This window comes from Streptomyces sp. NBC_01669 (genome assembly GCF_026339735.1).
Lineage (GTDB): Bacteria > Actinomycetota > Actinomycetes > Streptomycetales > Streptomycetaceae > Streptomyces > Streptomyces yanii.
Genome location: NZ_JAPEQG010000002.1, coordinates 578,575 through 601,467 on the forward strand (window position 1 = coordinate 578,575; position 22,893 = coordinate 601,467).

Here is a 22,893-nt window from a genome sequence, read left to right on the forward strand (position 1 = left end):
ATCTGCTCATGGGTGTCTCCACCTCCGCCCCGCAAGAGGGCATCACCGTCGTCACCGTGGACTTCCCCCCGGTCAACGCCCTCCCCGTACAGGGCTGGTACGACCTCGCCGCCGCGGTGCGCGCCGCCGGGGCCGACCCGAAGGTGCGCTGCGTGGTGCTCACCGCCGCGGGCCGCGGTTTCAACGCCGGCGTGGACATCAAGGAAATGCAGCGCACGACCGGGCACGACGCCCTGATCGGCGCAAACCGCGGCTGCTACGAGGCGTTCGCCGCGGTCTACGACTGCGAGGTGCCGGTGGTCGCCGCCGTGCACGGCTTCTGCCTGGGCGGCGGCATCGGCCTCGTCGGCAACGCCGACGCCATCGTCGCCGCCGACGACGCGACCTTCGGGCTGCCCGAGCTGGACCGGGGCGCGCTCGGCGCGGCAACCCACCTCGCCCGACTGGTCCCCCAGCATCTGATGCGGGCGCTGTACTACACCTCCCGCACCGCCACCGCCCAGGAGCTGCACCAGCACGGCTCGGTCTGGCGGGTCGTCCCCCGCGAGCATCTCCACGACGCCGCGCTGGAGCTGGCGCGGGAGATCGCCGCCAAGGACGGCTGTCTGATCCGCCTCGCCAAGGCCGCGATCAACGGTATCGACCCGGTGGACGTCCGCCGCAGCTACCGCTTCGAGCAGGGCTTCACCTTCGAGGCCAACCTCAGCGGCGTCGCCGACAAGCACCGCGACGCGTTCGTGTCGTCCAAGGAGGACCGACGGTGAGCGACAGGACGATGACCGCCGAGGAAGTGGTCGGCCGTCTCGAGAGCGGGATGACGATCGGCATCGGCGGCTGGGGCTCGCGGCGCAAGCCGATGGCACTGGTGCGCGCGCTGCTGCGCTCGGACCTCACCGATCTGACCGTCGTCTCCTACGGCGGCCCGGACGTCGGCTTGCTCGCCGCCGCCGGGAAGATCCGCAAGCTGGTCGCGGCGTTCGCCACACTCGACTCCATCCCCCTCGAGCCGAACTTCGGGGCGGCCCGGCAGCGCGCCGCGTTCGAGATGGTGGAGCTGGACGAGGCCATGGTCATGTGGGGCCTGACCGCCGCCGCGCACCGGCTGCCGTTCATGCCGATCCGCGCCGGTCTCGCCTCGGACGTGATGAGCGTCAACCCGTCGCTGCGCACGGTCACCTCCCCGTACGGGGACGGCGAGGAGCTGGTCGCGGTGCCGGCCCTGCGGCTGGACGCCGCGCTCGTCCACCTCAATCGGGCCGATGCGCAGGGCAACGCCCAGTACCTGGGCCCGGACCCGTACTTCGACGATCTGTTCTGCGAGGCCGCCGACGCGGCGTACGTCTCCTGCGAGCGGATCGTGGAGACCGCCGACCTGCTCAAGGACTCCGGTCCGCAGTCCCTGCTGGTCAAGCGCGCGTTCGTGAACGGCGTCGTCGAGACCCCGAACGGCGCGCACTTCACCTCCTGCGTCCCCGACTACGACCGCGACGAGACGTTCCAGCGCGCCTACGCCAAGGCGGCGCGCGACCCCGAGGCCTGGCGGGCCTTCGGCGAGCGGTTCCTTTCGGGCGACGAGGACGCGTACCGGGCCGCGGTGGCGGCGTTCCACGAGGAGGAAGCATGAGCAGCGGTACGACGACGGCGACGCGGGCCGAATACTGCGTGGTGGCGTGCGCCGAGGCCTGGCGGGGCGCGGGTGAGGTGCTGGCAAGCCCGATGAGCACGGTCCCGACGATCGGGGCCCGACTGGCGAAGCTCACCTTCTCGCCCGACCTGCTGCTGACGGACGGCGAAGCACTGCTCATCGGCGACGTACCGGCGGTCGGCGCCAGGGCACAAGTGGTGGAGGGCTGGCTGCCGTACCGGCAGCACCTGGCCCTGGTCGCCACCGGTCGACGGCACGTGATGATGGGCGCGAGCCAGCTCGACCGGCACGGCAACCAGAACATCTCCTGCATCGGCGCGTGGGACCGGCCTGAGCGACAGTTGCTGGGCGTGCGCGGCGCTCCCGTCAACACCCTCAACAACCCGACGAGTTACTGGATCCCCAAGCACTCCCCACGAGTCTTCGTCGAGCGGGTCGACATGGTGTCCGGAGTCGGCTACGACCGCGCCGCCGCGGCCGGCCCGTCCGCGACCCGCTACCACCGCATCCCGGACGTCATCAGCAACCTGGGCGTGTTCGACTTCGAGACCCCGGACCGGACGATGCGGCTGCGCTCGCTGCACCCCGGCGTCACGGTCGAGCAGGTCGTGGAGGCCACGGGCTTCGCGCTCACCGTCCCCGACGATGTGCCGCACACCCGCGAGCCCACCGCCGAGGAGCTGAGGCTGATCCGGGAGGTCATCGACCCGAAGGCGCTGCGCGACCGCGAGGTGCCGGCCGCATGAGCGACGTCACGATCAACACGCCGCTCACCGAACTGGTCGGTGTCCGGCACCCCATCGTGCAGACCGGCATGGGCTGGGTGGCCGGCCCCCGCCTGGTCTCGGCCGCCGCCCATGCGGGAGCGCTCGGGATACTCGCCTCCGCCACCATGACCACAGGCCAGCTCCGCTCCGCCGTGCGTGAGGTCAAGTCCCGTACGGACGCGCCGTTCGGGGTCAATCTGCGGGCGGACGCGGGGGACGCGGCCGAGCGTGTACGGATCATCGTCGACGAGGGCGTGAAGGTCGCCTCGTTCGCGCTCGCACCCTCCCGGGAGCTGATCGCCCGGCTGAAGGACGCCGGGGTCGTCGTCATCCCGTCCATCGGCGCGAGGCGGCACGCCGAGAAGGTCGCCGCGTGGGGCGCCGACGCGGTGGTGGTGCAGGGCGGCGAGGGCGGTGGGCACACCGGCGACGTCGCCACCACCGTTCTGCTCCCCCAGGTCGTGGACGCCGTCGACATCCCGGTCATCGCGGCGGGCGGCTTCCACGACGGGCGCGGCCTGGTCGCCGCGCTCGCCTACGGCGCCGCCGGAATCGCCATGGGCACCCGCTTCCTGCTCACCTCCGACAGCACCGTCCCGGACGCGGTCAAGGCGAAATACCTGACCGCGGCGGTCAAGGACGTCACCGTCACCACCAAGGTGGACGGCCTCCCCCACCGGATGCTCCGCACCGAACTGGTCGACGCGCTGGAACGCTCGGGCCGGACCGCCTCGCTACTGCGGGCCGTCCGCCACGCCGCGGCCTTCCGGCGCGAGAGCGGCATGAGCTGGGAGCAGGTGATCCGCGACGGCCTGGCGATGAAACACGGCAAGGAACTGACCTGGAGTCAGGTACTGCTGGCCGCCAACACTCCCATGCTGCTCAAGGCCTCGATGGTCGAGGGTCGCACCGACCTCGGTGTGATGGCCGCCGGCCAGGTCGCGGGGCTGATCGACGATCTGCCGTCCTGCGCCGAGCTCGTCGACCGCGTCATGGCCGAAGCACACGCCACCCTCCGCTCCCTGCCCCTCGCGGGCTGACGGGCTGCGTTGCGCTCCACCGCCGGGAAAAGTCCCCTTCCGCCTTCTTGGAGTTGATCCCATGCGTGCTGTCCACATCCGCCGTGCGACCGGAGTGGTGGTCTCCGCTGTCGTTCTCGGCTGTCTCCCCGTCTGTGCCGCGACCGACGCCACGGCGCAGTCCGCCGCCACGGGCTCGCTCAACGCCGCCGGCCACACCGACTCCGTCCGCCACATCGCCCTCCAGGGCGCGGTCAACGTCCGTGACCTCGGCGGCTACCGCACCGACGAGGGCCGCCAGGTGCGCTACGGCCAGGTCTTCCGCGCCGACGCGCTCGGCAGTCTGACCGACACGGACATCTCGAAGCTGTCCGCGCTGGACCTGCGCACCGTGGTGGACTTCCGCGTCCCGTTCGAGGTCCAGCGGGACGGCACCGACCGCCTGCCGGCAGGGGTCACCGCGGTCTCCCGGTCCGTGAACGACCTCGGCCTGTACGGCAGGACCATGGAGGCCATCGGCTCCAAGGACCCGGTCGAGCAGCAGGCGCTGCTCGGTGACGGGAAGGCGGAGCAGTTGATGCGGGACATCTACCGCACCTTCGTCACCAGCCCGGAGAGCCGCCGTCGGTTCGCCGAAACCCTGCGGGACCTCGCGAACCACAAGCAGTCCCCGCTGCTCTACCACTGCACCTCGGGCAAGGACCGCACCGGCTGGATGAGCTACCTCCTGCTGCGCGCCGTCGGAGTCCCGGACGAAACCGCCGAGAAGGACTACCTGCTGTCCAACGACTTCCGCGCGGAGGCGGACCGCAGGTCCCGCGAGGGACTCAGGAAGGCCGGTCTGATGGAGAACCCGGACCTGCTCCTCCCCCTCCAGGAAGTCCGCGAGGACTACCTGGAGGCGGCCCTGGACCAGGCCGACCACGACTACGGCAGCCTCCACGGCTACCTCACCGAAGGCCTCGGCCTGGACACGCCGACCCTGGCGAAGCTGCGCGCCCGCCTGGTGAAGTGAAGGAGGAACCCACATGCTGCGACGGGGCCCGGGCGCATTGCGCGACCGGATCGACCGCCACCGCACCGAGGCCCTGGACAGGCTGTCATGAGCGGGGTCCAGATCCTCGACACCGTCGTCCTCGCGGACGCCCGGGTCGCGGGATGGCTGCGGCGCTGGCGCACCGAGTATCTGCCGGGCGCCCGCGACCGCGGCATGGTCGCGGAGCGCGTCTGGCGCACCTGGACCGGCCCGGACACCGCGGCCGTCCGCATCCTGTGGTCGCTGCCGGACAGCGACGCGTTCTACGCCGCGCGCGGCGCCTCCGGCCGCGATCCCGGGGTCGCCGCGTTCTGGGCGCACACCGACGAGATCGCGCTGGACCGCGACCGACAGGTGCTGGAACCGATCGCCCCCGCCGACGAAGGGCCGGTGGCATGACCCGCTGGGTGGCACTGCTGCCGGCCGAAGCGGCCGAGGCGTACGGCACGGCCGCCACGGTCCCCGGCGTGTCGGTGTCCTCTGCGGGGCCCGATCTGCCCGGCGGTCTCAGCGGCACGGGCGCCACCTGGGACCTGACGTCGGACCGGTCGCCCGCCGAGATCGCCGTCGGAGCCGGCCTGCCGGAGCCCCTCGACACGGTCGCGCTCGTCCCCGTACGGAGCCGGACCGCAGCGCTGTCCGGCCCGCGCGTGAAGCGGACACTGCTGCTCGCCGTCCGGCCCGGGACGCCCGACGGCCTCGTCGCCCTCCTGGAGAGGGATCTCCTCGCCATGCCCGGTCACATCCCCACCATCCGCTCGTGGGCTCTCAGCCACGTGGACCAGGCGCTCACCCCGTCCCGGTGGACCCACGTGTGGGAGCAGGAGTACGCCGACGTCGAGGGCCTGACCGGGGAGTACCTGGGCCACCCCTACCACTGGACCTGCGTGGACCGGTGGTTCGACGGTGAGGTGCCGGGCGCCGGGATCGTGGAACCGCGGCCGGCCCACGTCTTCCGCTGGAGCGACGGGCCCGTACTGACGTCGGGCTGATAGACCTTCAGCACCACCGTGTCCGTGGGAAACCCGGGTGCCTCACCACGTACGTTCCGCCGGTCGACAAGACCAGCGGGACGTACGGCCCCTTCCGAACCGAACATGAACGGATCCTTCTGATGCCGATCCGCCGGCTGAACCACGCCGTCCTCTTCGTCTCCGACCTGGAGCGCAGCACCGCCTTCTACCACGACGTCCTCGGCTTCAGGCCGCTGCCGCAGGCACTTCCCGGGGCTGTCTTCCTTCAGGCGGCCGACTCCGCCAACGACCACGACCTCGGCCTGTTCCAGTCCCCGCGGCCGGGCCCCGGGCCCCGCACCGGGCAGGTCGGCCTGTACCACCTGGCCTGGGAGGTGGACACCCTGGCCGACCTCCGCCGGATGCGGAGCCGACTGGACCGAGCGGGGGCGCTGTCCGGGGCGAGCAACCACGCCTCCACCAAGGCCCTCTACGGGCGCGATCCTGACGGCCTCGACTTCGAGGTGTGCTGGCTGGTCCCCGACCACGCGGTGGCGGAGGAACTCGCCGCCATGACCGCCCCGACCCTGCCCCTCGACCTCGAGGCCGAGATCGCCAGGTACGGTGCGGACACTCCGGGCGGTCCTCGCACCGATCACGCCGTCTGGGAAGCGGTCTTCGCCGCGGCGCGGCCCGACGGACCGCGCTCCCGCTGACAGTCCTCCTGCGGCCGGCCTGTCGGCCGGCCGCAGGAGGCCGTCGCATGTCGGAGACACTCGATGAGGGTGACCGTCGGCTACAGCCGCTCGATGATCGTCACGTTCGCCTGCCCGCCGCCCTCGCACATCGTCTGGAGGCCGTAACGGCCGCCCGTGCGCTCCAGTTCGTTCAGCAGGGTGGTCATCAGCTTGGTGCCGGTGGCACCGAGCGGGTGGCCGAGGGCGATGGCGCCGCCGTTGACGTTGACCTTCTCCGGGTCGGCCCCGGTCTCCTTCAGCCACGCCAGCACCACGGACGCGAACGCCTCGTTGATCTCGACCAGGTCGATGTCGTCGAGCGTCATCCCGGCCTTCTTCAGTGCGTACGCCGTGGCCGGGATCGGCGCGGACAGCATGCGGATCGGGTCCTCGCCGCGCACCGAGAGGTGGTGGATGCGGGCGCGCGGGGTCAGCCCGTGCTCCCGTACGGCCCGCTCGCTCGCGAGCAGCATCGCGGAGGCGCCGTCGGACACCTGCGAGGAGACCGCGGCGGTCAGCCGCCCGTCCTCGACCAGCGGTTTGAGGCCCGCCATCTTCTCCAGGGTGGTGTCGCGCCGCGGGCCCTCGTCGGTGCTGACATCGCCGTAGGGGACGAGCTCGCGGGCGAAGCGGCCCTCATCGATGGCGCGGATCGCCCGCCGGTGCGAGCGCAGCGCGAACTCCTCCATCTCCCGGCGGGAGATGTCCCACCTCTGCGCGATCAGCTCCGCGCCGTGGAACTGGTTGACCGGCCGGTCGCCGTAGCGGGCCCGCCAGCCCTCGGAGCCGGCGTACGGGCCCTCTGTCAGTCCGAGCGGCTCGGCGGCCTGGCGGCTCGCGAAGGCGATCGGCACCTGCGATATGTTCTGCGTGCCGCCCGCGACCACCAGGTCGCTGGTGCCGGACAGCACCGCCTGCGCCGCGAAGTGCACCGCCTGCTGGGAGGAGCCGCACTGGCGGTCCACGGTCACGCCGGGCACCTCCTCCGGCAGTCCCGCGGCCAGCCAGGAGGTGCGGGCTATGTCGCCGGCCTGGGGACCGACGGTGTCCAGGCAGCCGAAGACGACGTCCTCGACGGCCGCCGGGTCGGCGCCCGAGCGTGCCATCAGCGCCTTGAGCACATGTGCGCCGAGGTCGGCCGGGTGGACGGCGGACAGCCCGCCGTTCCGCTTCCCGACGGGGGTACGGACCGCTTCGACGATGTATGCCTCGGCCATGGCCACTCCTTTTCCGATGTCTGCAGTGTCATGCGCGGAGGGCGATCCCCTCCAGCACCATCGACAGGTACTGGCGGGCGATCTCCTCCGGGCTGTGCTGTCCCTCCGGCCGGTACCAGGACGCGGCGACCCATACGGTGTCGCGCACGAAGCGGTAGGTGAGCCGGACGTCGAGGTCGGCGCGGAAGACCTTGGCGGCCACTCCGCGCTCAAGGGTGCCGAGCCACGCCTTCTCGAACTTCTGCTGTGAGCCGGCGAGATAGCCGAAGCGCGGCTGGGTCCCGAGGTGCTTGGACTCGTTCTGGTAGATGGCGACCGCGGCGCGGTGCCGGTCGATCTCCCGGAAGGACTCGGTGACGAGGGCCTCGATCGTCTCCCTGGGTCCGAGTCCGGCGGCGAGCACGGCGTCGTACCGGGCCCACAGGTCGTCCAGGAAGGTGGCGAGGATCTCGTCGAGCATCGACTCCTTGGAGTCGAAGTGGTAGTAGAGGCTGCCCGCGAGCATCCCCGCCGCATCCGCGATCTTGCGGACGGTGGTGGCGTTGTACCCCTGTGCGGCGAACACCTCGGCCGCGGTGGCGAGGAGTTCCTCGCGCCGCTCGGGCGACGGGCTCATCGTGGTCTTCCTACTGCTGCTTTTCGGCACGCGGCCATTCTCGCCTCACGCGTGCTGGCTGCTGACGGACAGGATCTCTCCGGTCATGTACGACGAGTAGCCACTGGCCAGGAACACGATGACGTTGGCCACTTCCCACGGCTCGGCGTAGCGGCCGAACGCCTCGCGGGCGGTCAGTTCCTCCAGCAGTTCGGGTGTGGTGACCTTCACCAGGTGGGGATGCATGGCGAGGCTGGGCGAGACGGCGTTGACGCGTACGCCGTACTCGGCGGCCTCCAGCGCGGCGCAGCGGGTGAGCGCCATGACCCCGGCCTTGGCGGCGGCGTAGTGCGACTGGCCCTTCTGCGCCCGCCAGCCGATCACCGAGGCGTTGTTGACGATGACGCCTCCGCCGCCCGCGGCCTTCATGCGGCGCAGAGCGGCGCGGGTGCAGCGGAAGGTGCCGTTCAAGGTGACGTCGAGGACCTTGTCCCACTGCTCGTCGGGCATGTCGACGAGATCGGCCGTGCCACCGAGCCCGGCGTTGTTGACCACGATGTCGAGGCGTCCGTGCCGCTCCTCGGCGAGGTCGAAGAGCGCCGTGACCTGGGCCTCGTCGGTCACGTCGCAGGGCAGCGACGTCACGCGGTCCGCACCGAACTCGGCGGCCAGCTCCGCCTCGGACTCCTTCAGCCTGCGGGCGTGCGCGTCGGAGACGACGACGCTCGCCCCCTCCTCCAGCAGCCGCTTTGCGGTCGCGCCGCCGATCCCGGCGCCCGCCGCGGCGGTGACGACGGCGGTACGGCCGGCGAGCAGGCGGTGGCCTGGCACGTACGGCGGCGGGGCCGAGGTCATGGGCGAACCTCCTTGGGCAGGCCAAGCACGCGCTCGGCGATGATGTTGCGCTGGATCTCGTTCGATCCGGCGTAGATGGTGTCGGAGCGGGAGAAGAGGAACAGCCGCTGGAAGTCGTCGAGGTCGTAGGGCTCGCCGGCCGCCAGCATTCCGTCGGCGCCACGGACGTCCATGGCGAGCTCGCCCAGCTCCCGGTGCCAGGTCGCCCAGAAGATCTTGCCGATGGACGCCTCGGGGCCCGGTGCGCCGGCCGCGACGCCGTCGAGCATCCGCAGCGCATTGCCCCGGATGATCTCCAGGCCGATCCAGGCCCGGGCGATCCGGTCGCGGATCAGCGGGTCCTCGGCCGCGCCGTCGCGCTTGGCCAGCTCGATGACGGCCTCCAACTCGCGGCGGAAGCCGACCTGCTGGCCGAGGGTGGACACACCGCGCTCGAAGCCGAGCGTGGCCATGGCGACCTTCCAGCCCTCGCCCGGCGCTCCGACGATGTGCGACGCCGGCGTGCGGGCACCGTCGAAGAACACCTCGTTGAACTCGCAGGTGCCCGTCAGCTGCGTGATCGGCCGCACCTCCACACCGGGCTGGTCCAGCGGCACCAGCAGGTAGGACAGGCCCTGGTGTCGGGTGGAGCCGGACTCGGTGCGGGCGACGACGAAGCACCAATCGGACTCGTGCGCGAGTGACGTCCAGATCTTCTGGCCGGTGACCGCCCACTCCTCGCCGTCGAGTTCGGCACGCGTCCGTACGTTCGCCAGGTCCGACCCGGCGTCCGGCTCGCTGTACCCCTGGCACCACAGCTCCTCGACCGCGACGATCCGGGGGAGGAAGCGCTCGCGCTGCTCGGGCGTACCGAAGGCGATCAGGGTGGGACCGAGCAACTGCTCCCCGATGTGATTGACGCGGGCGGGGGCGTCCGCGAGGGCGTACTCCTCGTGGAAGGCGACCTGCTGCTCGAGCGTGGCGCCGCGGCCGCCGTACTCCTTCGGCCACCCGACGCAGGTCCACCCTGCGGCGGCCATGTGCCGCTCCCAGGCGAGGCGTTCCGCGAAGGCCTCGTGCTCTCGGCCGGGTCCGCCGCGCCCGCGCAGGCTCGCGAACTCCCCCGTGAGATTGGCTCGCAGCCAGCCGCGGACCTCGATGCGGAACTCCTCGACGCTGCTCATGGGCGGCTCCGGACGACTCTCGACGAATGGGCGACTCGACTTCTCGACGGCCGAGGGCCCGTACGTTAACCTACCAAACACTTGTTAGGGAAGGAGGCCAGATGTCCGCTGCCCACACTGCACCCCCTGAGCCCGTCCGATACGAGCGCCACGGCACCGTCGCCGTGGTCACCATGGATCGGCCCGACTACCGGAACGCCCAGAACTCCGCGATGACCTACGCCCTGGACCGCGCCCTCTACCGCGCGGCCGACGACAACGAGGTGAAGGTCGTGGTCCTCGCCGGAGCGGGGAAGCACTTCTCGGCCGGCCACGACATCGGAACCCCGGAGCGGGACGCGCATCTGCCGTTCGACCGCAAGGCGGGCCTGTGGTGGGACCACTCGGACAAGCAGGGAGCGGAGAGCCGCTACGCCCGCGAGTCCGAGGTCTACCTGGGCATGTGCCGGCGCTGGCGCGAACTGCCCAAGCCGCTGATCGCCTCCGTGCAGGGCGCGTGCGTCGCGGGCGGCCTGATGCTGGCCTGGGTCTGCGACCTGATCGTCGCCTCCGAGGACGCGTTCTTCGCCGACCCGGTCGTGCGCATGGGCATCCCGGGCGTTGAGTACTTCGCCCACCCCTGGGTGATGCCGCCGCGCATCGCCAAGGAGTTCCTCTACACCGGCGACCGGATGAGCGCGCAGCGCGCGTACGAGGTCGGGATGGTCAACCGGGTCGTGCCCCGTGCCGAACTGACCGAGCACACCATGGAGTTGGCGATCCGGATCGCCAACATGCCGCGCCTGGGGCTGGCGCTGACCAAGCGGGCCGTCAACCAGGCCGAGGACCTTCAGGGAATGCACGCCGGAATGGACTCGGTCTTCGGGCTGCACCACCTGGCGCACGCGCACAACGCCGAGACCGCGAAGGACTCGCTCGGCGGCATGGACGTCCGCGCGATGAAGGAGGCCTCCGCCTGATGGACCTCGACTTCACCGCCGAGGAGGAGGCGTTCCGAGCCGAGGCCCGCGCCTGGCTCGCCACCCGTGTCCCGGCCGCGCCCCTGCCCTCCCTGGAGACCGCCGAGGGTTTCGCAGCCCACCGCGAGTGGGAGCGCACGCTGTCCGCGGACCGCTGGTCGGTGGTCTCCTGGCCCGAGAAGTACGGCGGCCGGGGCGCCTCGGTCCTCGAGTGGCTGATCTTCGAGGAGGAGTACTACGCCGCCGGCGCACCCGGCCGGGTCAGCCAGAACGGCATCAATCTCCTCGCCCCCACCCTCTTGGAGCACGGCACGGCCGAGCAACTGGCCCGGATCCTGCCGCCGATGGCGAGCGGCGAGGTGATCTGGGCCCAGGCCTGGTCCGAGCCGGAGTCCGGCTCGGATCTCGCGAGCTTGCGCTCCACGGCCGTACGGGCCGACGGCGGCTGGCTCTTGAGCGGCCAGAAGGCCTGGTCGTCCCGGGCGGCCTTCGCCGACCGCGCGTTCGGCCTCTTCCGCAGCGACCCCGGGGCGGACAAGCCCCACCGCGGTCTGACGTACGTCATGTTCCCGCTGGACGCGGACGGGGTGACCGTGCGGCCCATCGGGCGGCTCGACGGCAAGCCCGCCTTCGCCGAACTCTTCCTCGACAACGTCTTCGTGCCCGACGAGGACGTCATCGGGGAGCCGGGCCAGGGGTGGCGGGTCGCGATGAGCACGGCGGGCAACGAGCGCGGGCTGACCCTGCGCAGCCCCGGGCGGTTCACCGCGGCGGCGGACCGCCTGGTGGCGCTGTGGCGCTCGGGCGCGGACCCGGGCGACACCGCCCTGCGCGACCGGGTCGCCGATGCGGTCGTCGGCGCCCGCGCGTACCGGCTCTTCACCTACGCGGGCGCCTCGCGGATCGCCGCCGGAGGGGCGATCGGCGCCGAGTCGAGCCTCAACAAGGTCTTCTGGTCCGAGCTGGACATCGCCCTCCACGAGACCGCGCTGGACCTGCTGGGCCCGTACGGCGAACTGTCGGACACGGCCGGGGAGGCGCCCGCGCACGGGAGCTGGGCCGAGGGGTACACCTTCTCCCTCGCCGGCCCCATCTACGCCGGCACCAACGAGATCCAGCGCGACATCATCGCCGAGCGGCTGCTCGGCCTGCCGAAGGGACGCCGGTGATGCGCTTCCTCCTCGACGACGAGCAGCAGGCGTTCGCCCGCTCCCTGGACGGCATGCTCGCGGCGGCCGGTACACCTGCCGTCGTACGGGCCTGGGCTGCCGGGGACACCGCACCCGGCCGCGACGTGTGGGCGAGGCTGGCCGAGGCCGGCGTCTTCGCCCTCGCCGTACCGGAGCAGCACGACGGTCTCGGCCCGCTGCCCGTCGAACTCACCGTCGCCTTCACCGAAATGGGCCGCCACGCGGTGCCGGGCCCGGTGGTGGAGACGGTGGCCGTGGCGGCATTCCTCGACCGCCTGGGAGACGACGCGGCGGCCGCCGCGTGGCTGCCGGGCATCGCGTCCGGCAAGACGGCCGCCTCACTCTGTCTGCTGTCCGACGACAGCCCCTACGCCTTGGACGCCCATGCCGCCGACGCGGTCTTCGTCGTGGACGGCGACGCCGTACGCCTGGCAGGGGCGGCCGGGCCCGTCCAGCCGTCCGTCGACCCGGCGCGCCGGCTGGCCCGCCCGCTCGGCGGAACCGTCCTGGCGCGGGGGCCGGAGGTGGCCGCCGCGGCCGCGCACGCCGCCGACGTCGCGGCGCTGGCGACGGCGGCCCAGGCCCTCGGTCTGGGCCGCACGCTGCTCGCACGAACCGTCGAATACGCACGGCAGCGCACCCAGTTCGGGGTGGCCATCGGCTCGTTCCAGGCGGTGAAGCACCGGCTGGCCGACACGTTGATCGCCCTGGAGTTCGCCCAGCCCCTGATCCAGGCCGCGGCAGTGGTCCTGGCTGCGGAGGATCCTGCGTCCGGCCGCGAGATCGCGGCGGCGAAGGTCGCGGCGTGCGAGGCGGCCTGCGCCGCTGCCCGTACCGCTCTGCAGGTCCACGGCGCCCTCGGCTACACCGAGGAGCTCGACCTCTCCCTGTGGATCCGCAAGGCCCGCGCGCTGCGGTCCGCCTGGGGCACACCGGCCGCCTGCCGCGCCCGCGTGCTCGCCCCCTGAACCCTGGGCCCACCCCCCATGACTCGTTCTCCCGGGACCACCCGCCCGGGAAGAGCGACCTGCGCGGCACCCACAAGGCAGACCCCGCTCGTACATCCCAACGTCCCTACCGCACCATGGAGTCAGCCATGTCCGCTGCACCGAACCCGCAGAGACCTGAGAGAGCCGAGGGACCGGTCGCGGTCCCGGACCCTGCTCTGTTGCGCAAAGTGGCTCTGTCCAGCCTGCTCGGCACGGTCATCGAGTACTACGACTTCCTGCTCTACGGCACGATGGCCGCGATCGCGTTCGGCCGGCTCTTCTTTCCCGAGTCCAATCCGACGGTCGGCACGATCGCCGCGTTCGGCACGCTGGCCGCCGGCTACGTCGCGCGTCCCGTCGGCGGCGCCCTCTTCGGGCACTTCGGCGACCGGCTCGGCCGCAAGTCCATGCTCGTCCTGACGATGGCCCTCATGGGCGCGGCAAGCTTCCTGATCGGCGTGCTGCCGACCTACGAGAGCATCGGCATCGCGGCGCCGGTCCTGCTGGTCCTGTTCCGCGTCGTCCAGGGCATCGCCATCGGCGGCGAGTGGGCCGGCGCCACGCTGATGGTCGTCGAACACGCCGACGCGCGGCACCGCGGTCTGTGGAGCGGCGTGATGCAGATGGGGTCGCCACTCGGATTCCTGCTGTCCACCCTCGCCGTCACCGCAACCACACTGCTTCCCCCGGACCGGTTCCTGGCCTGGGGCTGGCGCATCCCGTTCCTGTTCAGCGCGCTGCTGCTCGGTATCGGCCTGTATGTGCGCATCAGCATCACGGAGAGCCCGCTGTTCCAGCAGGCGGCGCGATCGCGGGACACCGGTACGACGCCCCGTATCCCGCTGGCGGAGGTGCTGCGCGAGCCCCGGACTCTCGTTCGCGCATGCGCCGTCGGCATCGGCCCGTTCGCCCTGACGGCGCTGATCAGCACCTTCATGCTCATATATGCCACGTCCGTCGGGTACGCGACCTCCGATGTGATGACCGGTCTCCTCTTCACCGCGGTCACGGGACTGGTGGGGATCCCGCTCTTCTCCGCGCTCTCCGACCGCGTCGGGCGTCGGGCGGTCGTGCTCGGCGGCGCCGTGGGCATCATGCTGCTCGCCGCCCCCGTCTACGCCCTGGTCGACACGAAGTCCACGGCCCTGCTGATCCTCGGCATGGTTCTCGGCCAGGTGGTGCAGTCCGCGATGTACGCGCCGCTGGGGCCGCTGTTGTCCGAGATGTTCGGCACCCGCGTCCGCTACACGGGCGCGTCCCTGGGTTACCAACTGGCCGCCCTCATAGGCGGCGGGTTCACGCCGCTGATGGCCGGCAGCCTGCTCTCCGCCTCGGGCGGCGTCTCGAGCACCCCCCTCGTGGCGGTGGCCGTTCTCTGCGGGCTGGTGACGGCGCTGGCCATCTGGCGGACGGCCGAGACCCGCGGCCGGGACCTGGCGGACGACTCCGTCCCGCGAAGAAAGCCCGAATCGTCGCGAGCACACCACGGCAGGCCGGATGGAGCGGCACAGAAGGGAGCCGGCAGGTGAGGCCGACGGAAGAACAGAAGGAACTGCGGTCCGCCGTGCGGGCATCGCTCGCGCGGCACGAAGGTGCGGCGGCCTGGCTGCCGTTGACCGAGCAGATCGGCGTCGCCGGGCTCGGCGTCCCCGAGGAGTACGGCGGTGCGGGCTGCGGTGCACGTGAAGTCCATGTCGTCATGGAGGAGTTGGGCCGGAGCCTGAGCCCCGTCCCCTACCTCGGGTCCGCGGTGCTCGTGGTGCAGGCCCTGCTCGCCTCCGGCGACGCGAGGGCATGCGCGCAACTGCTGCCGGGGCTCGTCGAGGGAAGGACGGTGGGGACCCTGGCCTGGGCCGAACGCGGTTCCTGGGACCCGGCGGCCATCCGGGCCGACGCCGCCCGTGGCCCGGGTGGCACCTGGCGGCTCACCGGGACCAAGGAGTTCGTGCTGCACGGGACCGAGGCCGATGTGCTGCTCGTGGCGGCCCGAACGGCGGTCGGGGTCTCCCTCTTCCAGGTGCCCGTCGACGGCGCGGGTGTGCGCCGCGAAGCGGCGGTCACCATGGATCAGACCCGGGCGCAGGCGCGCATCGTCCTCGACGGGGCCGAGGGCCGGCTCATCGGCGCGGAGGGCGACGGCGGCCGGGTCCTGCGGCACGTACTGGACCTGGCCTGCACAGCGCTCGCCGCCGAGCAGGCCGGCGCGGCCGAGCGATGCCTGGAGATCACGGTCGCCTACGCCAAGGAGCGCATCCAGTTCGGCCGGCCGATCGGCTCCTTCCAGGCGCTCAAGCACCGACTGGCGGACGCGTACGTGCTGGTGGAGTCGGCGCGGTCGGCCGCGCTCGGCGCGGCTTTCGCGGCCGCCGCCGGCTCATCGGAGTTGACCCGCTGCGCGGCCGTCGCCAAATCCGCGTGCTCGGAGGCGTTTTCGGCGGTGGCGGGCGAGACGATCCAGCTGCACGGCGGCATCGGCATCACCTGGGAACACGATGCCCACCGCTACTTCAAGCGCGCACACGGCTCGGCCCAGCTGTTCGGCCCACCTGCGTGGCACCGCGTCCGGCTCGCCAAGGACCTGGGGCTGACCGCGGCCTGACCGAGTACCGCGCAACTGGTCGCGGGGGAACCGGTCGCCCCGTATCCCGGCCCCCCGCGGGCTGCTGTTCGCCCTGCCCTCCGTCACGCCCCGCGGTCCACGGTCCGCACCGGCCCTGGAACAGGGTGCCGTCCTCGCGGGCGGTGAGCTCCAGGACACGGGACACGCAGGCGGACGGAATCCCGCTGACCGGGAATTGCCGCCTGCGCCGCACCGCCTCGGCCTGCCACTCTCCGACCGGCTGTAGTTCCATGCCCGCGCCCCGAGGGGCGAAGGGCGGCAGGGAGGACGTGACGGATCATGAGCGGCGCGCAGACGATCGCCCGGCTCGCGGACTGGGCGGCGGAGAGGTACGGGGATGAGGAGGCCCTCGTCTTCGGCGAGGACCGCTGGACGTTCGCGGAGTTGCGCGACCGGGTCGCCCGGGTGGCGCGGGCGGTGGTGGCACAGGGGGTGCGCCCCGGCGACTCGGTCGCGGTGTGGGCGCCCAACAGCGCCCGCTGGGTGGTGGCCGCGCTGGGAGCGGTGGCGGCGGGCGCGGTGCTGGTCCCGCTGAACACCCGCTACAGGGCGCCGGAGGCCGCCGACATCCTGCGCCGCTCCCGCACCCGTCTCCTCTTCACCGAGCACGATTTCCTGGGCACGGACTACCGGGCGCTGCTCGCGGACTCGGGAGAGGAACTCCCCCTGCTGGAACGGACGGTGCCCCTCCACTCCCCGGAGTGGTCCCGGTTCCTGTCGGGCGCGGACCGGGTGACCGAGGAGGAACGGCTCGCCCGCACCGCCGCAATCCGCCCCACCGACACCGCCGACATCCTCTTCACCTCCGGCACCACCGGCCGCCCCAAGGGCGTACCCACCACCCACGGGCAGAACCTGCGCGTCTACGACGCCTGGGCCCGCGCGGTCACCCTCCGGCACGGTGACCGCTACCTCCTGGTGAACCCGTTCTTCCACACCTTCGGCTACAAGGCCGGCATCATCGCCTGCCTGCTGTACGGGGCCACGATCGTCCCGGAACAGGTCTTCGACGCGGAGACCGTCCTCGCCCGGATGCAGGACGAGCGGATCTCCGTCCTCACCGGCGCCCCCACGGTCTTCACCTCGCTCATCCACCACCCCGAGCGCGCGGCGTACGACCTGACCTCGATGCGGATGGCGGTCACGGGCGCCGCGAACATTCCCACCGAACTCATCGAGCAGATAGGGAAGTTCATCGGCGCACGGAACATCAACACTGCGTACGGACTGACCGAGTCGACAGGCGTGGTCACGATCTGCGAACCGCACGAGTCCCCGGAGACCCTGGCCCGCACCTCCGGAACCGCCCTCGAAGGCACCGAGCTGCGCATCGACGCACCGCCCGGGGAACCCGGCGAGATCCTCACCCGCGGCTACCACGTGATGCACGGCTACCTCGACGACCCCGAGGCCACCGCCGAGGCCGTCGACGCGGACGGCTGGCTGCACACCGGGGACGTCGGCGTGCTGGACGAGCGCGGGTTCCTGCGGATCACGGACCGGCTGAAGGACATGTTCGTGGTGGGCGGGTTCAACGTGTACCCGGCGGAGGTGGAGCAGGTGCTGCGCGGCCATCCGGCCGTCGTCGACGCGGCGGTCGTGGGCACGCCGGACGGGAGGCTCGGGGAGGTCGGCGTCGCGTACTGCGTGCCGGCGGCCGGGGCCCGGATCGACGCGGCGGAGCTGACCGCGTACACGCGTGAGCGGCTCGCCAACTTCAAGGCCCCGCGCGCCTTCCATTCCCTGACGGAACTCCCGCACAACGCGGCGGGCAAGGTCGACAAGGGCGCCCTGCGGAGGCTGGCACGCGAACGAACACCGTTCCTAACCAGTGCGCATGAGTGAGTCTTGGACCCACTGTTGCGTTCTGGGCGCATCCCGAACGGTTGTGGATGCACTGGTTTCCCGCTTTCGCTTCCCGTTCGGCGACGGTCCTCCAGGGGGCCGGTCCGTGGTGGGTGGGCGGGTTCCCTCACGCCCCCGGGCGCCTGGTCCGGCCTGGACGGTCCGATGCCCCGCACGATCGCTCCGGTCGTGTGGGGGCGGTGCCGTCCTTCCCCAAGCTCTCAACTGCGTTCGAGCAGGGGATACCCCATCCCGGACCGGGTGTCCGAGGGCGCGTCGTCCGATCGCGATACCGGCGGCATCGTGACGGGACATGGTGCGGTGGGAGGTGACCAGTGGCTTCTGCCAGTGCTGGGCACCCCACAGGGAGGTGTAGGCGGGGTCGACCGCGACGATCGCAAGGCCCTGTTCGGCGGCCATGGAGACGAGCCGGGCCTTGAGCCTGCCGGTCGGGATGCCGGAGATGAGCTGCCGGAACCTTTTGCGGCGGCCGTGTTTCTCGCGGGTCTTCTCGGTGGTGAAGTCGAGATCTTCGATCCCGATCGCCGCGACCCCAACACGCACCGCCCAGTTGATCAACCGGGTCAGCGCGTGGCGGATCTGCGCGTCGCGGTGACTGGCGGTGCCGGACAGGTCGTAGGGGAAACGGTGCGGGTCACCGACCGGGTTGCCGTGCCGGTCGAGCCGGTAGGCGGCGAAGTGGTCGGCGTTGGTGTCGACACCGATCATGCCCCGGGCGCAGGCGGCGGCGAGTGGGATCGTCTTCACGGCGGGGCGTTGCCAGGATGCGGTGAGGTACCAGCGGCCGCGGCCCGTGTCGAGGTGGATGCGGTAGGCGACGGCCCGGTTCGCTTCGATGCGGTCGGCCCACTCCGCGCCCCGGTGCGCGAACGCCACGGTGGCGGTGAGGACGTACCGGCCGTGCCGGGCGTTGGCCAGGTGCGCGAGCGGGGCAGGCAGTTTGATGCTGACCTCGCCGTCCGGGGTGACGCTGATCGTCTCGTTCCCGAACCGCTTCCCCGACTCACCGTCGGCGGCAAGAAACCAGCGTCCCGCCTCCCAGCGTTCCCGCCACTGCTCCTCGGTGAGCCGGGCCTCGGTGAGATGGTGGCGGGTGTTCAAGAGACGCCTACCGCCCCGCACCACCCGCACCCGCCCCGCCTGCCACTCCGCGACAGCAGCAACATGCCGTGCCTCCAGTGCCGCGAGGCGGCGGGACTTGCGGAACCACTCGCCCCGGGAGCGGTAGCCGCCCGCCGCGCGCTTGGTGCCCTTCTCCCCGACCGGAAGAGACAGCCGGTGCCGCAGCGTCCTGATCCCGGCCGCCAGGTTCTGGATGTGCGCCGCCTGGCCACGCCGGGCAAGCGCCCACTGATCATGCGTGGCCTTCGTGATCGCCCCCGCGATCCGCGACGACGACACCCCGGTCAGCCCCCGCTTACGCGACGCCCAGGTCTCCGCGCTGTGATCGTGGCCGTCCGCACAGCGGGCCTTGAGATCACGGGAAGCCAGCGCACCCTGGTGCTCGCCGACCGTGCGCAGGACTTTCTCGTCCTGGGGGGTCAGGTGTTTGAGACGGTCCCGGATCGCCACCCCGCAAGGCCCGGGCACCACGAAGGGCACGGCCAGCTTCCGCAGACCACCCACCACATCACCCCCTCCCGCAAGGCCGGACACCTGCCACCCAAACCAACGAGCAACAGCCACCAAGGTCACCCATTCGACCCCAGAACCTCCGTTCCCACCCCCACAAACCCACCCACAGGACTCACTCCCGCTCGCTACAACTCACTTCAATGCAGCAAACCGACAGCAGTTCGCAACCCCTCTCTTCCTTTGGTCACCAGTCAGGAGTCGGAACATGAGCGACACCAGCAACACCCACGAGTCCGTCGACGTCGTGGTCGTCGGCGCGGGCGTCACCGGCCTGTACACCGTGCACCGGCTGCGCGGCCTCGGCTACAAGGTGCGCGGCTTCGAGCGCGGGGACGACGTGGGCGGCGTCTGGTACTGGAACCGCTACCCGGGCGCCCGCTGCGACGTGGAGTCCGTGGACTACTCGTACTCCTTCGACGAGAGCCTCCAGCAGGAATGGGACTGGAGCGAGAAGTACGCCACCCAGCCGGAGATCATGCGCTATCTGTGCCATGTCGCCGACCGCTTCGACATCCGCCGCAGCTACACCTTCTCCACCTCGGTGACCTCGGCCGAACTGGACGAGGAGACGCTGCGCTGGACGGTGCGCACGGACGGCGGCGAGGTGCTGTCGGCCCGGTTCTGCGTGTTCGGGGTCGGCTGCCTCTCCAGCACCCACCGCCCCGGGATACCGGGCGTCGACAGGTTCGCCGGGGCGACGTACCACACCGGCGAATGGCCGCACGAGGGCGTGGACTTCACCGGCCTGCGGGTCGGCGTGATCGGCACCGGCTCCTCCGGCATCCAGTCCATCCCGCTGATCGCCGGGCAGGCCGCGCATCTGACCGTCTTCCAGCGCAGCGCCAACTACAGCATCCCGGCAGGCAACAAGCCGCTGGACGAGGCGGCCCGCCGGGAGCAGAAGGCGGGGTACGCCGAGCGGCGCCGCCTGGCGCGGCTCAGCGGCGGCGGCTCTCCCCACATGGCGCACCCCGACAGGACGCTGGAGGTGAGCGAGGAGGAGCGGCGGGCCGCTTTCGAGAAGCGCTGGGAGCTGGGCGGCGTCCTGTACTCCAAGACGTTCCCCGACCAGCTCACCGACCGGGCGGCCAACGACGCGGCACGCGCGTTCTGGGAGGAGAAGGTCCGCGCACGGATCGACGACCCGGCCGTCGCCGACCTCCTCGTCCCCACCGACCATCCGATCGGCACCAAGCGCATCGTGACCGACTCGGACTACTACGAGACGTACAACCGCGACAACGTACGCCTGGTCGGCCTGCGCGGGAACGCGATCGAGCGGATCGACGAACGCGGGATCAGGCTGGCGGACGGTGAGCACGTCGGGCTGGACGCGATCGTCTTCGCGACCGGCTTCGACGCGATGACTGGCGCGGTCGACCGCATCGAGGTGCGCGGCCGGGGCGGGCGGCTCCTCAAGGACGCCTGGAGAGGCGGCCCGCGCACGTACCTCGGCCTCGGCGTCAACGGCTTCCCGAACTTCTTCAACCTCACCGGCCCCGGCAGTCCGTCCGTCCTGGCCAATGTGGTCCTGGCGGGCGAGCAGCACGGCGAGTGGCTGGCCGACTGCCTGCGCCACCTCGACGACCACGGGTACGCGGCCATCGAGGCGACCGAGCAGGCAGTGGAGAGCTGGGTCACCGAGTGCCACGACCGCGCGGCGGCCACCCTGATGATGTCGGCGAACTCCTGGTACCTGGGTGCCAACATCCCCGGCAAGCCACGTGTGTTCATGCCGTTCGTCGGTGGCTTCGGGGTGTACGGGCAGATCATCGCGGACGTGGCGGATTCCGGGTACAAGGGGTTCGAGCTGCTGCCGGTTTGCTGCACTGAAGTGAGTTGTGGTGAGCGGGAGTGAGTCCTGTCGGCGGGTTCGTGGGGGTGGGAACGGGGGTTCTGGGGCCGAATGGGTGACCTTGGCGGCTGCTGCTCGTTGGGCTGGGTGGCAGGTGCCCGGCCTGGTGGGAGGGGGTGACGCGGTGGGTGGTGTGCGGGAGTTGGCCGGGTCCTTCGTGGTGCCCGGGCCTTGCGGGGTGGCGGTCCGGGACCGTCTGGGGCACCTCACGCCCCAGGACGAGAAGGTCCTGCGCGCGGTCGGTGAGCATCAGGGTGCGCTCGCTTCCCGTGATCTCAAGGCTCGCTGCGCGGATGGTCTGGAGCACGGCGCGGACACCTGGGCGTTGCGCAAGCGGGACCTGACGCCGCTGTCGTCGTCGCGGATCGCGGGTGCGATCACCAAGGCCACACACGATCAATGGGCGCTCGCGCGCCGTTGCCAGGCAGCACACATCCAGACACTGGAAACCGGGATCAGAACGCTGCGGCACCGCCTGTCCCTCCCGATCGGTGAACCCGGAACGAAGCGGGCCGCGGGCGGCTACCGCTCCCGGAGTGAGTGGTTCCGCAAGTCCCGACGTCTCGCGGCACTGGAGGCGCGGCATGCGGCCGTTGTCGCCGACCGGCAGGCCGGACGCGTGCGGGTGGTACGGGGCGGCAGACGTCTGCTCAACACCCGCCACCATCTCACCGAGGCCCGGCTCACCGAGGAGCAGTGGCGGGAACGCTGGGAGGCGGGGCGCTAGTTCATCGCGGCTGACGGTGAGTCGGGGAAGCGGTTCGGGAACGAGACGATCCGCGTCACCCCGGACGGTGAGGTCAGCATCAGACTTCCTGCTCCGCTCGTGCACCTGGCCAACGCCGGGCACGGCCGGTACGTCCTCACCTCCCGGATCTCGTTTGCGCACCGGGGTGCGGAGTGGGCCGACCGCATCGAAGCGAACCGGTCCGTCGCCTACCGCATCCACCTCGATACGGAGCGAGGCCGCTGGTACCTCACCGCGTCCTGGCAACGCCCCGTCGTGAAGACCATCCCGCTGGAGACCGCCCGCGCCCGGGGCATGATCGGTGTCGACACCAACGCCGACCACTTCGCCGCCTACCACCTGGACCGGCACGGCAATCCAGTCGGTGACCCGCGCCGCTTCCCTTACGACCTGTCCGGCACCGCCAGTCACCGCGACGCGCAGATCCGCCACGCGCTGACCCGGTTGATCAACTGGGCGGTGCGTGTTGGGGTCGCGGCGATCGGGATCGAAGATCTCGACTTCACCACCGAGAAGACCCGGGAGAAGCACGGCCGCAAGAAGCGGTTCCGGCAGCTGATCTCCGGCATCCCGACCGGCAGGCTCAAGGCCCGGCTCGTCTCCATGGCCGCCGAACAGGGCCTTGCGATCGTCGCGGTCGACCCCGCCTACACCTCCCTGTGGGGTGCCCAGCACTGGCAGAAGCCACTGGTCACCTCCCACCGCACCATGTCCCGTCACGATGCCGCCGGTATCGCGATCGGACGACGCGCCCTCGGACACCCGGTCCGGGATGGGGTATCCCCTGCTCGAACGCAGTTGAGAGCTTGGGGAAGGACGGCACCGCCCCCACACGACCGGAGTGATCGTGCGGGGCATCGGACCGTCCAGGCCGGACCAGGTGACCGGGGGCGTGAGGGAACCCGCCCACCCATCACGGACCGGCCCCCTGGAGAGCCGTCACCGAACGGGACGCGAAAGCGGGAACCCAGCGCATCCAAAACCGTTCGGGATGCGCCCAGCACGCAACAGTGGGTCCAGGACTCACTTACGCACACTGGTTAG

The 22,893-nt window shown here is 71.4% G+C and carries 20 protein-coding genes and 1 pseudogene; 16 read left to right on the forward strand and 5 right to left on the reverse strand.

Translation table 11 applies throughout. The annotated features are described in order from the left end of the window. Positions 1 to 8: 8 nt before the first annotated feature. The 8 genes from OG972_RS43515 to OG972_RS43550 all read left to right on the forward strand — a co-directional run bounded on the left by OG972_RS43515 (position 9) and on the right by OG972_RS43550 (position 6,136). Positions 9 to 764, forward strand: coding sequence for an enoyl-CoA hydratase family protein (locus OG972_RS43515; protein ID WP_266991965.1), 756 nt, complete (start codon positions 9 to 11; stop codon positions 762 to 764). Beyond that, entirely contained in the window at positions 761 to 1,624 is an 864-nt protein-coding gene (locus tag OG972_RS43520) for a CoA transferase subunit A (protein WP_266991967.1), read from the forward strand. The genes OG972_RS43515 and OG972_RS43520 overlap by 4 nt, the downstream gene beginning before the upstream one ends. Further along, positions 1,621 to 2,391 carry a CoA-transferase subunit beta gene (locus OG972_RS43525; RefSeq protein WP_266991969.1) on the forward strand — a complete coding sequence of 257 codons (771 nt, stop codon included), beginning with the start codon at positions 1,621 to 1,623 and terminating at the stop codon, positions 2,389 to 2,391. The genes OG972_RS43520 and OG972_RS43525 overlap by 4 nt, the downstream gene beginning before the upstream one ends. Beyond that, the gene (locus OG972_RS43530) at positions 2,388 to 3,452 is read left to right on the forward strand and encodes a nitronate monooxygenase family protein (RefSeq protein WP_266991971.1); all 1,065 of its coding nucleotides are present in this window, start codon (positions 2,388 to 2,390) and stop codon (positions 3,450 to 3,452) included. Before OG972_RS43525 ends, OG972_RS43530 begins: the two co-directional genes overlap by 4 nt. Positions 3,453 to 3,513: 61 nt before the next feature. Beyond that, positions 3,514 to 4,446, forward strand: a complete 933-nt coding sequence (locus OG972_RS43535; protein WP_266991973.1) for a tyrosine-protein phosphatase — start codon at positions 3,514 to 3,516, stop codon at positions 4,444 to 4,446. Positions 4,447 to 4,533: 87 nt separating this feature from the next. Next, positions 4,534 to 4,866, forward strand: coding sequence for an NIPSNAP family protein (locus tag OG972_RS43540; RefSeq protein ID WP_266991975.1), 333 nt, complete (start codon positions 4,534 to 4,536; stop codon positions 4,864 to 4,866). Further along, complete coding sequence (locus tag OG972_RS43545; RefSeq protein WP_266991977.1) at positions 4,863 to 5,459, forward strand: Dabb family protein; 597 nt, start codon at positions 4,863 to 4,865, stop codon at positions 5,457 to 5,459. Before OG972_RS43540 ends, OG972_RS43545 begins: the two co-directional genes overlap by 4 nt. Before the next feature lie 122 nt (positions 5,460 to 5,581). After that, a complete protein-coding gene (locus OG972_RS43550) occupies positions 5,582 to 6,136 on the forward strand; it encodes a VOC family protein (protein ID WP_266991979.1) in 555 nt (184 codons plus the stop codon). An 80-nt stretch (positions 6,137 to 6,216) separates the two neighbouring features. On the opposite strand, the gene OG972_RS43555 is transcribed toward OG972_RS43550, so the two are convergent. From OG972_RS43555 to OG972_RS43570, 4 genes are read right to left on the reverse strand one after another with little or no spacing between them, the layout of a single operon-like run. Beyond that, entirely contained in the window at positions 6,217 to 7,374 is a 1,158-nt protein-coding gene (locus tag OG972_RS43555) for an acetyl-CoA C-acetyltransferase (protein WP_266991981.1), read from the reverse strand. Positions 7,375 to 7,402: 28 nt separating this feature from the next. Continuing rightward, the gene (locus OG972_RS43560) at positions 7,403 to 7,990 is read right to left on the reverse strand and encodes a TetR/AcrR family transcriptional regulator (protein ID WP_266991983.1); all 588 of its coding nucleotides are present in this window, start codon (positions 7,988 to 7,990) and stop codon (positions 7,403 to 7,405) included. 45 nt (positions 7,991 to 8,035) lie between these two features. After that, positions 8,036 to 8,824, reverse strand: coding sequence for an SDR family oxidoreductase (locus OG972_RS43565; RefSeq protein ID WP_266991985.1), 789 nt, complete (start codon positions 8,822 to 8,824; stop codon positions 8,036 to 8,038). Further along, a complete protein-coding gene (locus OG972_RS43570; protein ID WP_266991987.1) occupies positions 8,821 to 9,987 on the reverse strand; it encodes an acyl-CoA dehydrogenase family protein in 1,167 nt (388 codons plus the stop codon). The genes OG972_RS43565 and OG972_RS43570 overlap by 4 nt, the downstream gene beginning before the upstream one ends. 101 nt (positions 9,988 to 10,088) lie before the next feature. Here OG972_RS43570 and OG972_RS43575 point away from each other — a divergent pair, with 101 nt between their 5' ends. From OG972_RS43575 to OG972_RS43600, 6 genes are all read left to right on the forward strand, one after another. Then, the gene (locus OG972_RS43575; protein WP_266991989.1) at positions 10,089 to 10,946 is read left to right on the forward strand and encodes an enoyl-CoA hydratase; all 858 of its coding nucleotides are present in this window, start codon (positions 10,089 to 10,091) and stop codon (positions 10,944 to 10,946) included. Further along, positions 10,946 to 12,115 carry an acyl-CoA dehydrogenase family protein gene (locus OG972_RS43580; protein WP_266991991.1) on the forward strand — a complete coding sequence of 390 codons (1,170 nt, stop codon included), beginning with the start codon at positions 10,946 to 10,948 and terminating at the stop codon, positions 12,113 to 12,115. The genes OG972_RS43575 and OG972_RS43580 overlap by 1 nt, the downstream gene beginning before the upstream one ends. After that, the gene (locus tag OG972_RS43585) at positions 12,115 to 13,104 is read left to right on the forward strand and encodes an acyl-CoA dehydrogenase family protein (RefSeq protein WP_266991993.1); all 990 of its coding nucleotides are present in this window, start codon (positions 12,115 to 12,117) and stop codon (positions 13,102 to 13,104) included. The genes OG972_RS43580 and OG972_RS43585 overlap by 1 nt, the downstream gene beginning before the upstream one ends. A gap of 128 nt (positions 13,105 to 13,232) precedes the next feature. Further along, positions 13,233 to 14,654, forward strand: coding sequence for an MFS transporter (locus tag OG972_RS43590; protein WP_266991995.1), 1,422 nt, complete (start codon positions 13,233 to 13,235; stop codon positions 14,652 to 14,654). Beyond that, positions 14,651 to 15,724, forward strand: coding sequence for an acyl-CoA dehydrogenase family protein (locus tag OG972_RS43595; protein WP_266991997.1), 1,074 nt, complete (start codon positions 14,651 to 14,653; stop codon positions 15,722 to 15,724). The genes OG972_RS43590 and OG972_RS43595 overlap by 4 nt, the downstream gene beginning before the upstream one ends. 300 nt (positions 15,725 to 16,024) lie before the next feature. Continuing rightward, positions 16,025 to 17,590 (forward strand): FadD3 family acyl-CoA ligase, encoded by a 1,566-nt coding sequence (locus tag OG972_RS43600; RefSeq protein WP_266991999.1) that lies wholly within the window; start codon positions 16,025 to 16,027, stop codon positions 17,588 to 17,590. Here the strand turns inward: OG972_RS43600 and OG972_RS43605 are convergent. Next, a complete protein-coding gene (locus tag OG972_RS43605) occupies positions 17,570 to 19,237 on the reverse strand; it encodes a transposase (RefSeq protein ID WP_266992001.1) in 1,668 nt (555 codons plus the stop codon). The two genes, OG972_RS43600 and OG972_RS43605, sit on opposite strands and share 21 nt — an antisense overlap. A gap of 214 nt (positions 19,238 to 19,451) precedes the next feature. Between OG972_RS43605 and OG972_RS43610 the strand changes: the two genes are divergently transcribed. After that, the gene (locus OG972_RS43610) at positions 19,452 to 21,104 is read left to right on the forward strand and encodes an NAD(P)/FAD-dependent oxidoreductase (RefSeq protein WP_266992003.1); all 1,653 of its coding nucleotides are present in this window, start codon (positions 19,452 to 19,454) and stop codon (positions 21,102 to 21,104) included. A gap of 121 nt (positions 21,105 to 21,225) precedes the next feature. Continuing rightward, a pseudogene (locus tag OG972_RS43615) lies at positions 21,226 to 22,893 on the forward strand (IS200/IS605 family accessory protein TnpB-related protein).

Coding starts and splice junctions, on each gene's coding strand:
- OG972_RS43515 (WP_266991965.1), top strand. CDS start 9: ATGGGTGTCTCCACCTCCGCCCCGCAAGAGGGCATCACCGTCGTCACC.
- OG972_RS43525 (WP_266991969.1), top strand. CDS start 1,621: ATGAGCAGCGGTACGACGACGGCGACGCGGGCCGAATACTGCGTGGTG.
- OG972_RS43530 (WP_266991971.1), top strand. CDS start 2,388: ATGAGCGACGTCACGATCAACACGCCGCTCACCGAACTGGTCGGTGTC.
- OG972_RS43535 (WP_266991973.1), top strand. CDS start 3,514: ATGCGTGCTGTCCACATCCGCCGTGCGACCGGAGTGGTGGTCTCCGCT.
- OG972_RS43540 (WP_266991975.1), top strand. CDS start 4,534: ATGAGCGGGGTCCAGATCCTCGACACCGTCGTCCTCGCGGACGCCCGG.
- OG972_RS43545 (WP_266991977.1), top strand. CDS start 4,863: ATGACCCGCTGGGTGGCACTGCTGCCGGCCGAAGCGGCCGAGGCGTAC.
- OG972_RS43550 (WP_266991979.1), top strand. CDS start 5,582: ATGCCGATCCGCCGGCTGAACCACGCCGTCCTCTTCGTCTCCGACCTG.
- OG972_RS43555 (WP_266991981.1), bottom strand. CDS start 7,374: ATGGCCGAGGCATACATCGTCGAAGCGGTCCGTACCCCCGTCGGGAAG.
- OG972_RS43560 (WP_266991983.1), bottom strand. CDS start 7,990: ATGAGCCCGTCGCCCGAGCGGCGCGAGGAACTCCTCGCCACCGCGGCC.
- OG972_RS43565 (WP_266991985.1), bottom strand. CDS start 8,824: ATGACCTCGGCCCCGCCGCCGTACGTGCCAGGCCACCGCCTGCTCGCC.
- OG972_RS43570 (WP_266991987.1), bottom strand. CDS start 9,987: ATGAGCAGCGTCGAGGAGTTCCGCATCGAGGTCCGCGGCTGGCTGCGA.
- OG972_RS43575 (WP_266991989.1), top strand. CDS start 10,089: ATGTCCGCTGCCCACACTGCACCCCCTGAGCCCGTCCGATACGAGCGC.
- OG972_RS43580 (WP_266991991.1), top strand. CDS start 10,946: ATGGACCTCGACTTCACCGCCGAGGAGGAGGCGTTCCGAGCCGAGGCC.
- OG972_RS43585 (WP_266991993.1), top strand. CDS start 12,115: ATGCGCTTCCTCCTCGACGACGAGCAGCAGGCGTTCGCCCGCTCCCTG.
- OG972_RS43590 (WP_266991995.1), top strand. CDS start 13,233: ATGTCCGCTGCACCGAACCCGCAGAGACCTGAGAGAGCCGAGGGACCG.
- OG972_RS43600 (WP_266991999.1), top strand. CDS start 16,025: ATGAGCGGCGCGCAGACGATCGCCCGGCTCGCGGACTGGGCGGCGGAG.
- OG972_RS43610 (WP_266992003.1), top strand. CDS start 19,452: ATGAGCGACACCAGCAACACCCACGAGTCCGTCGACGTCGTGGTCGTC.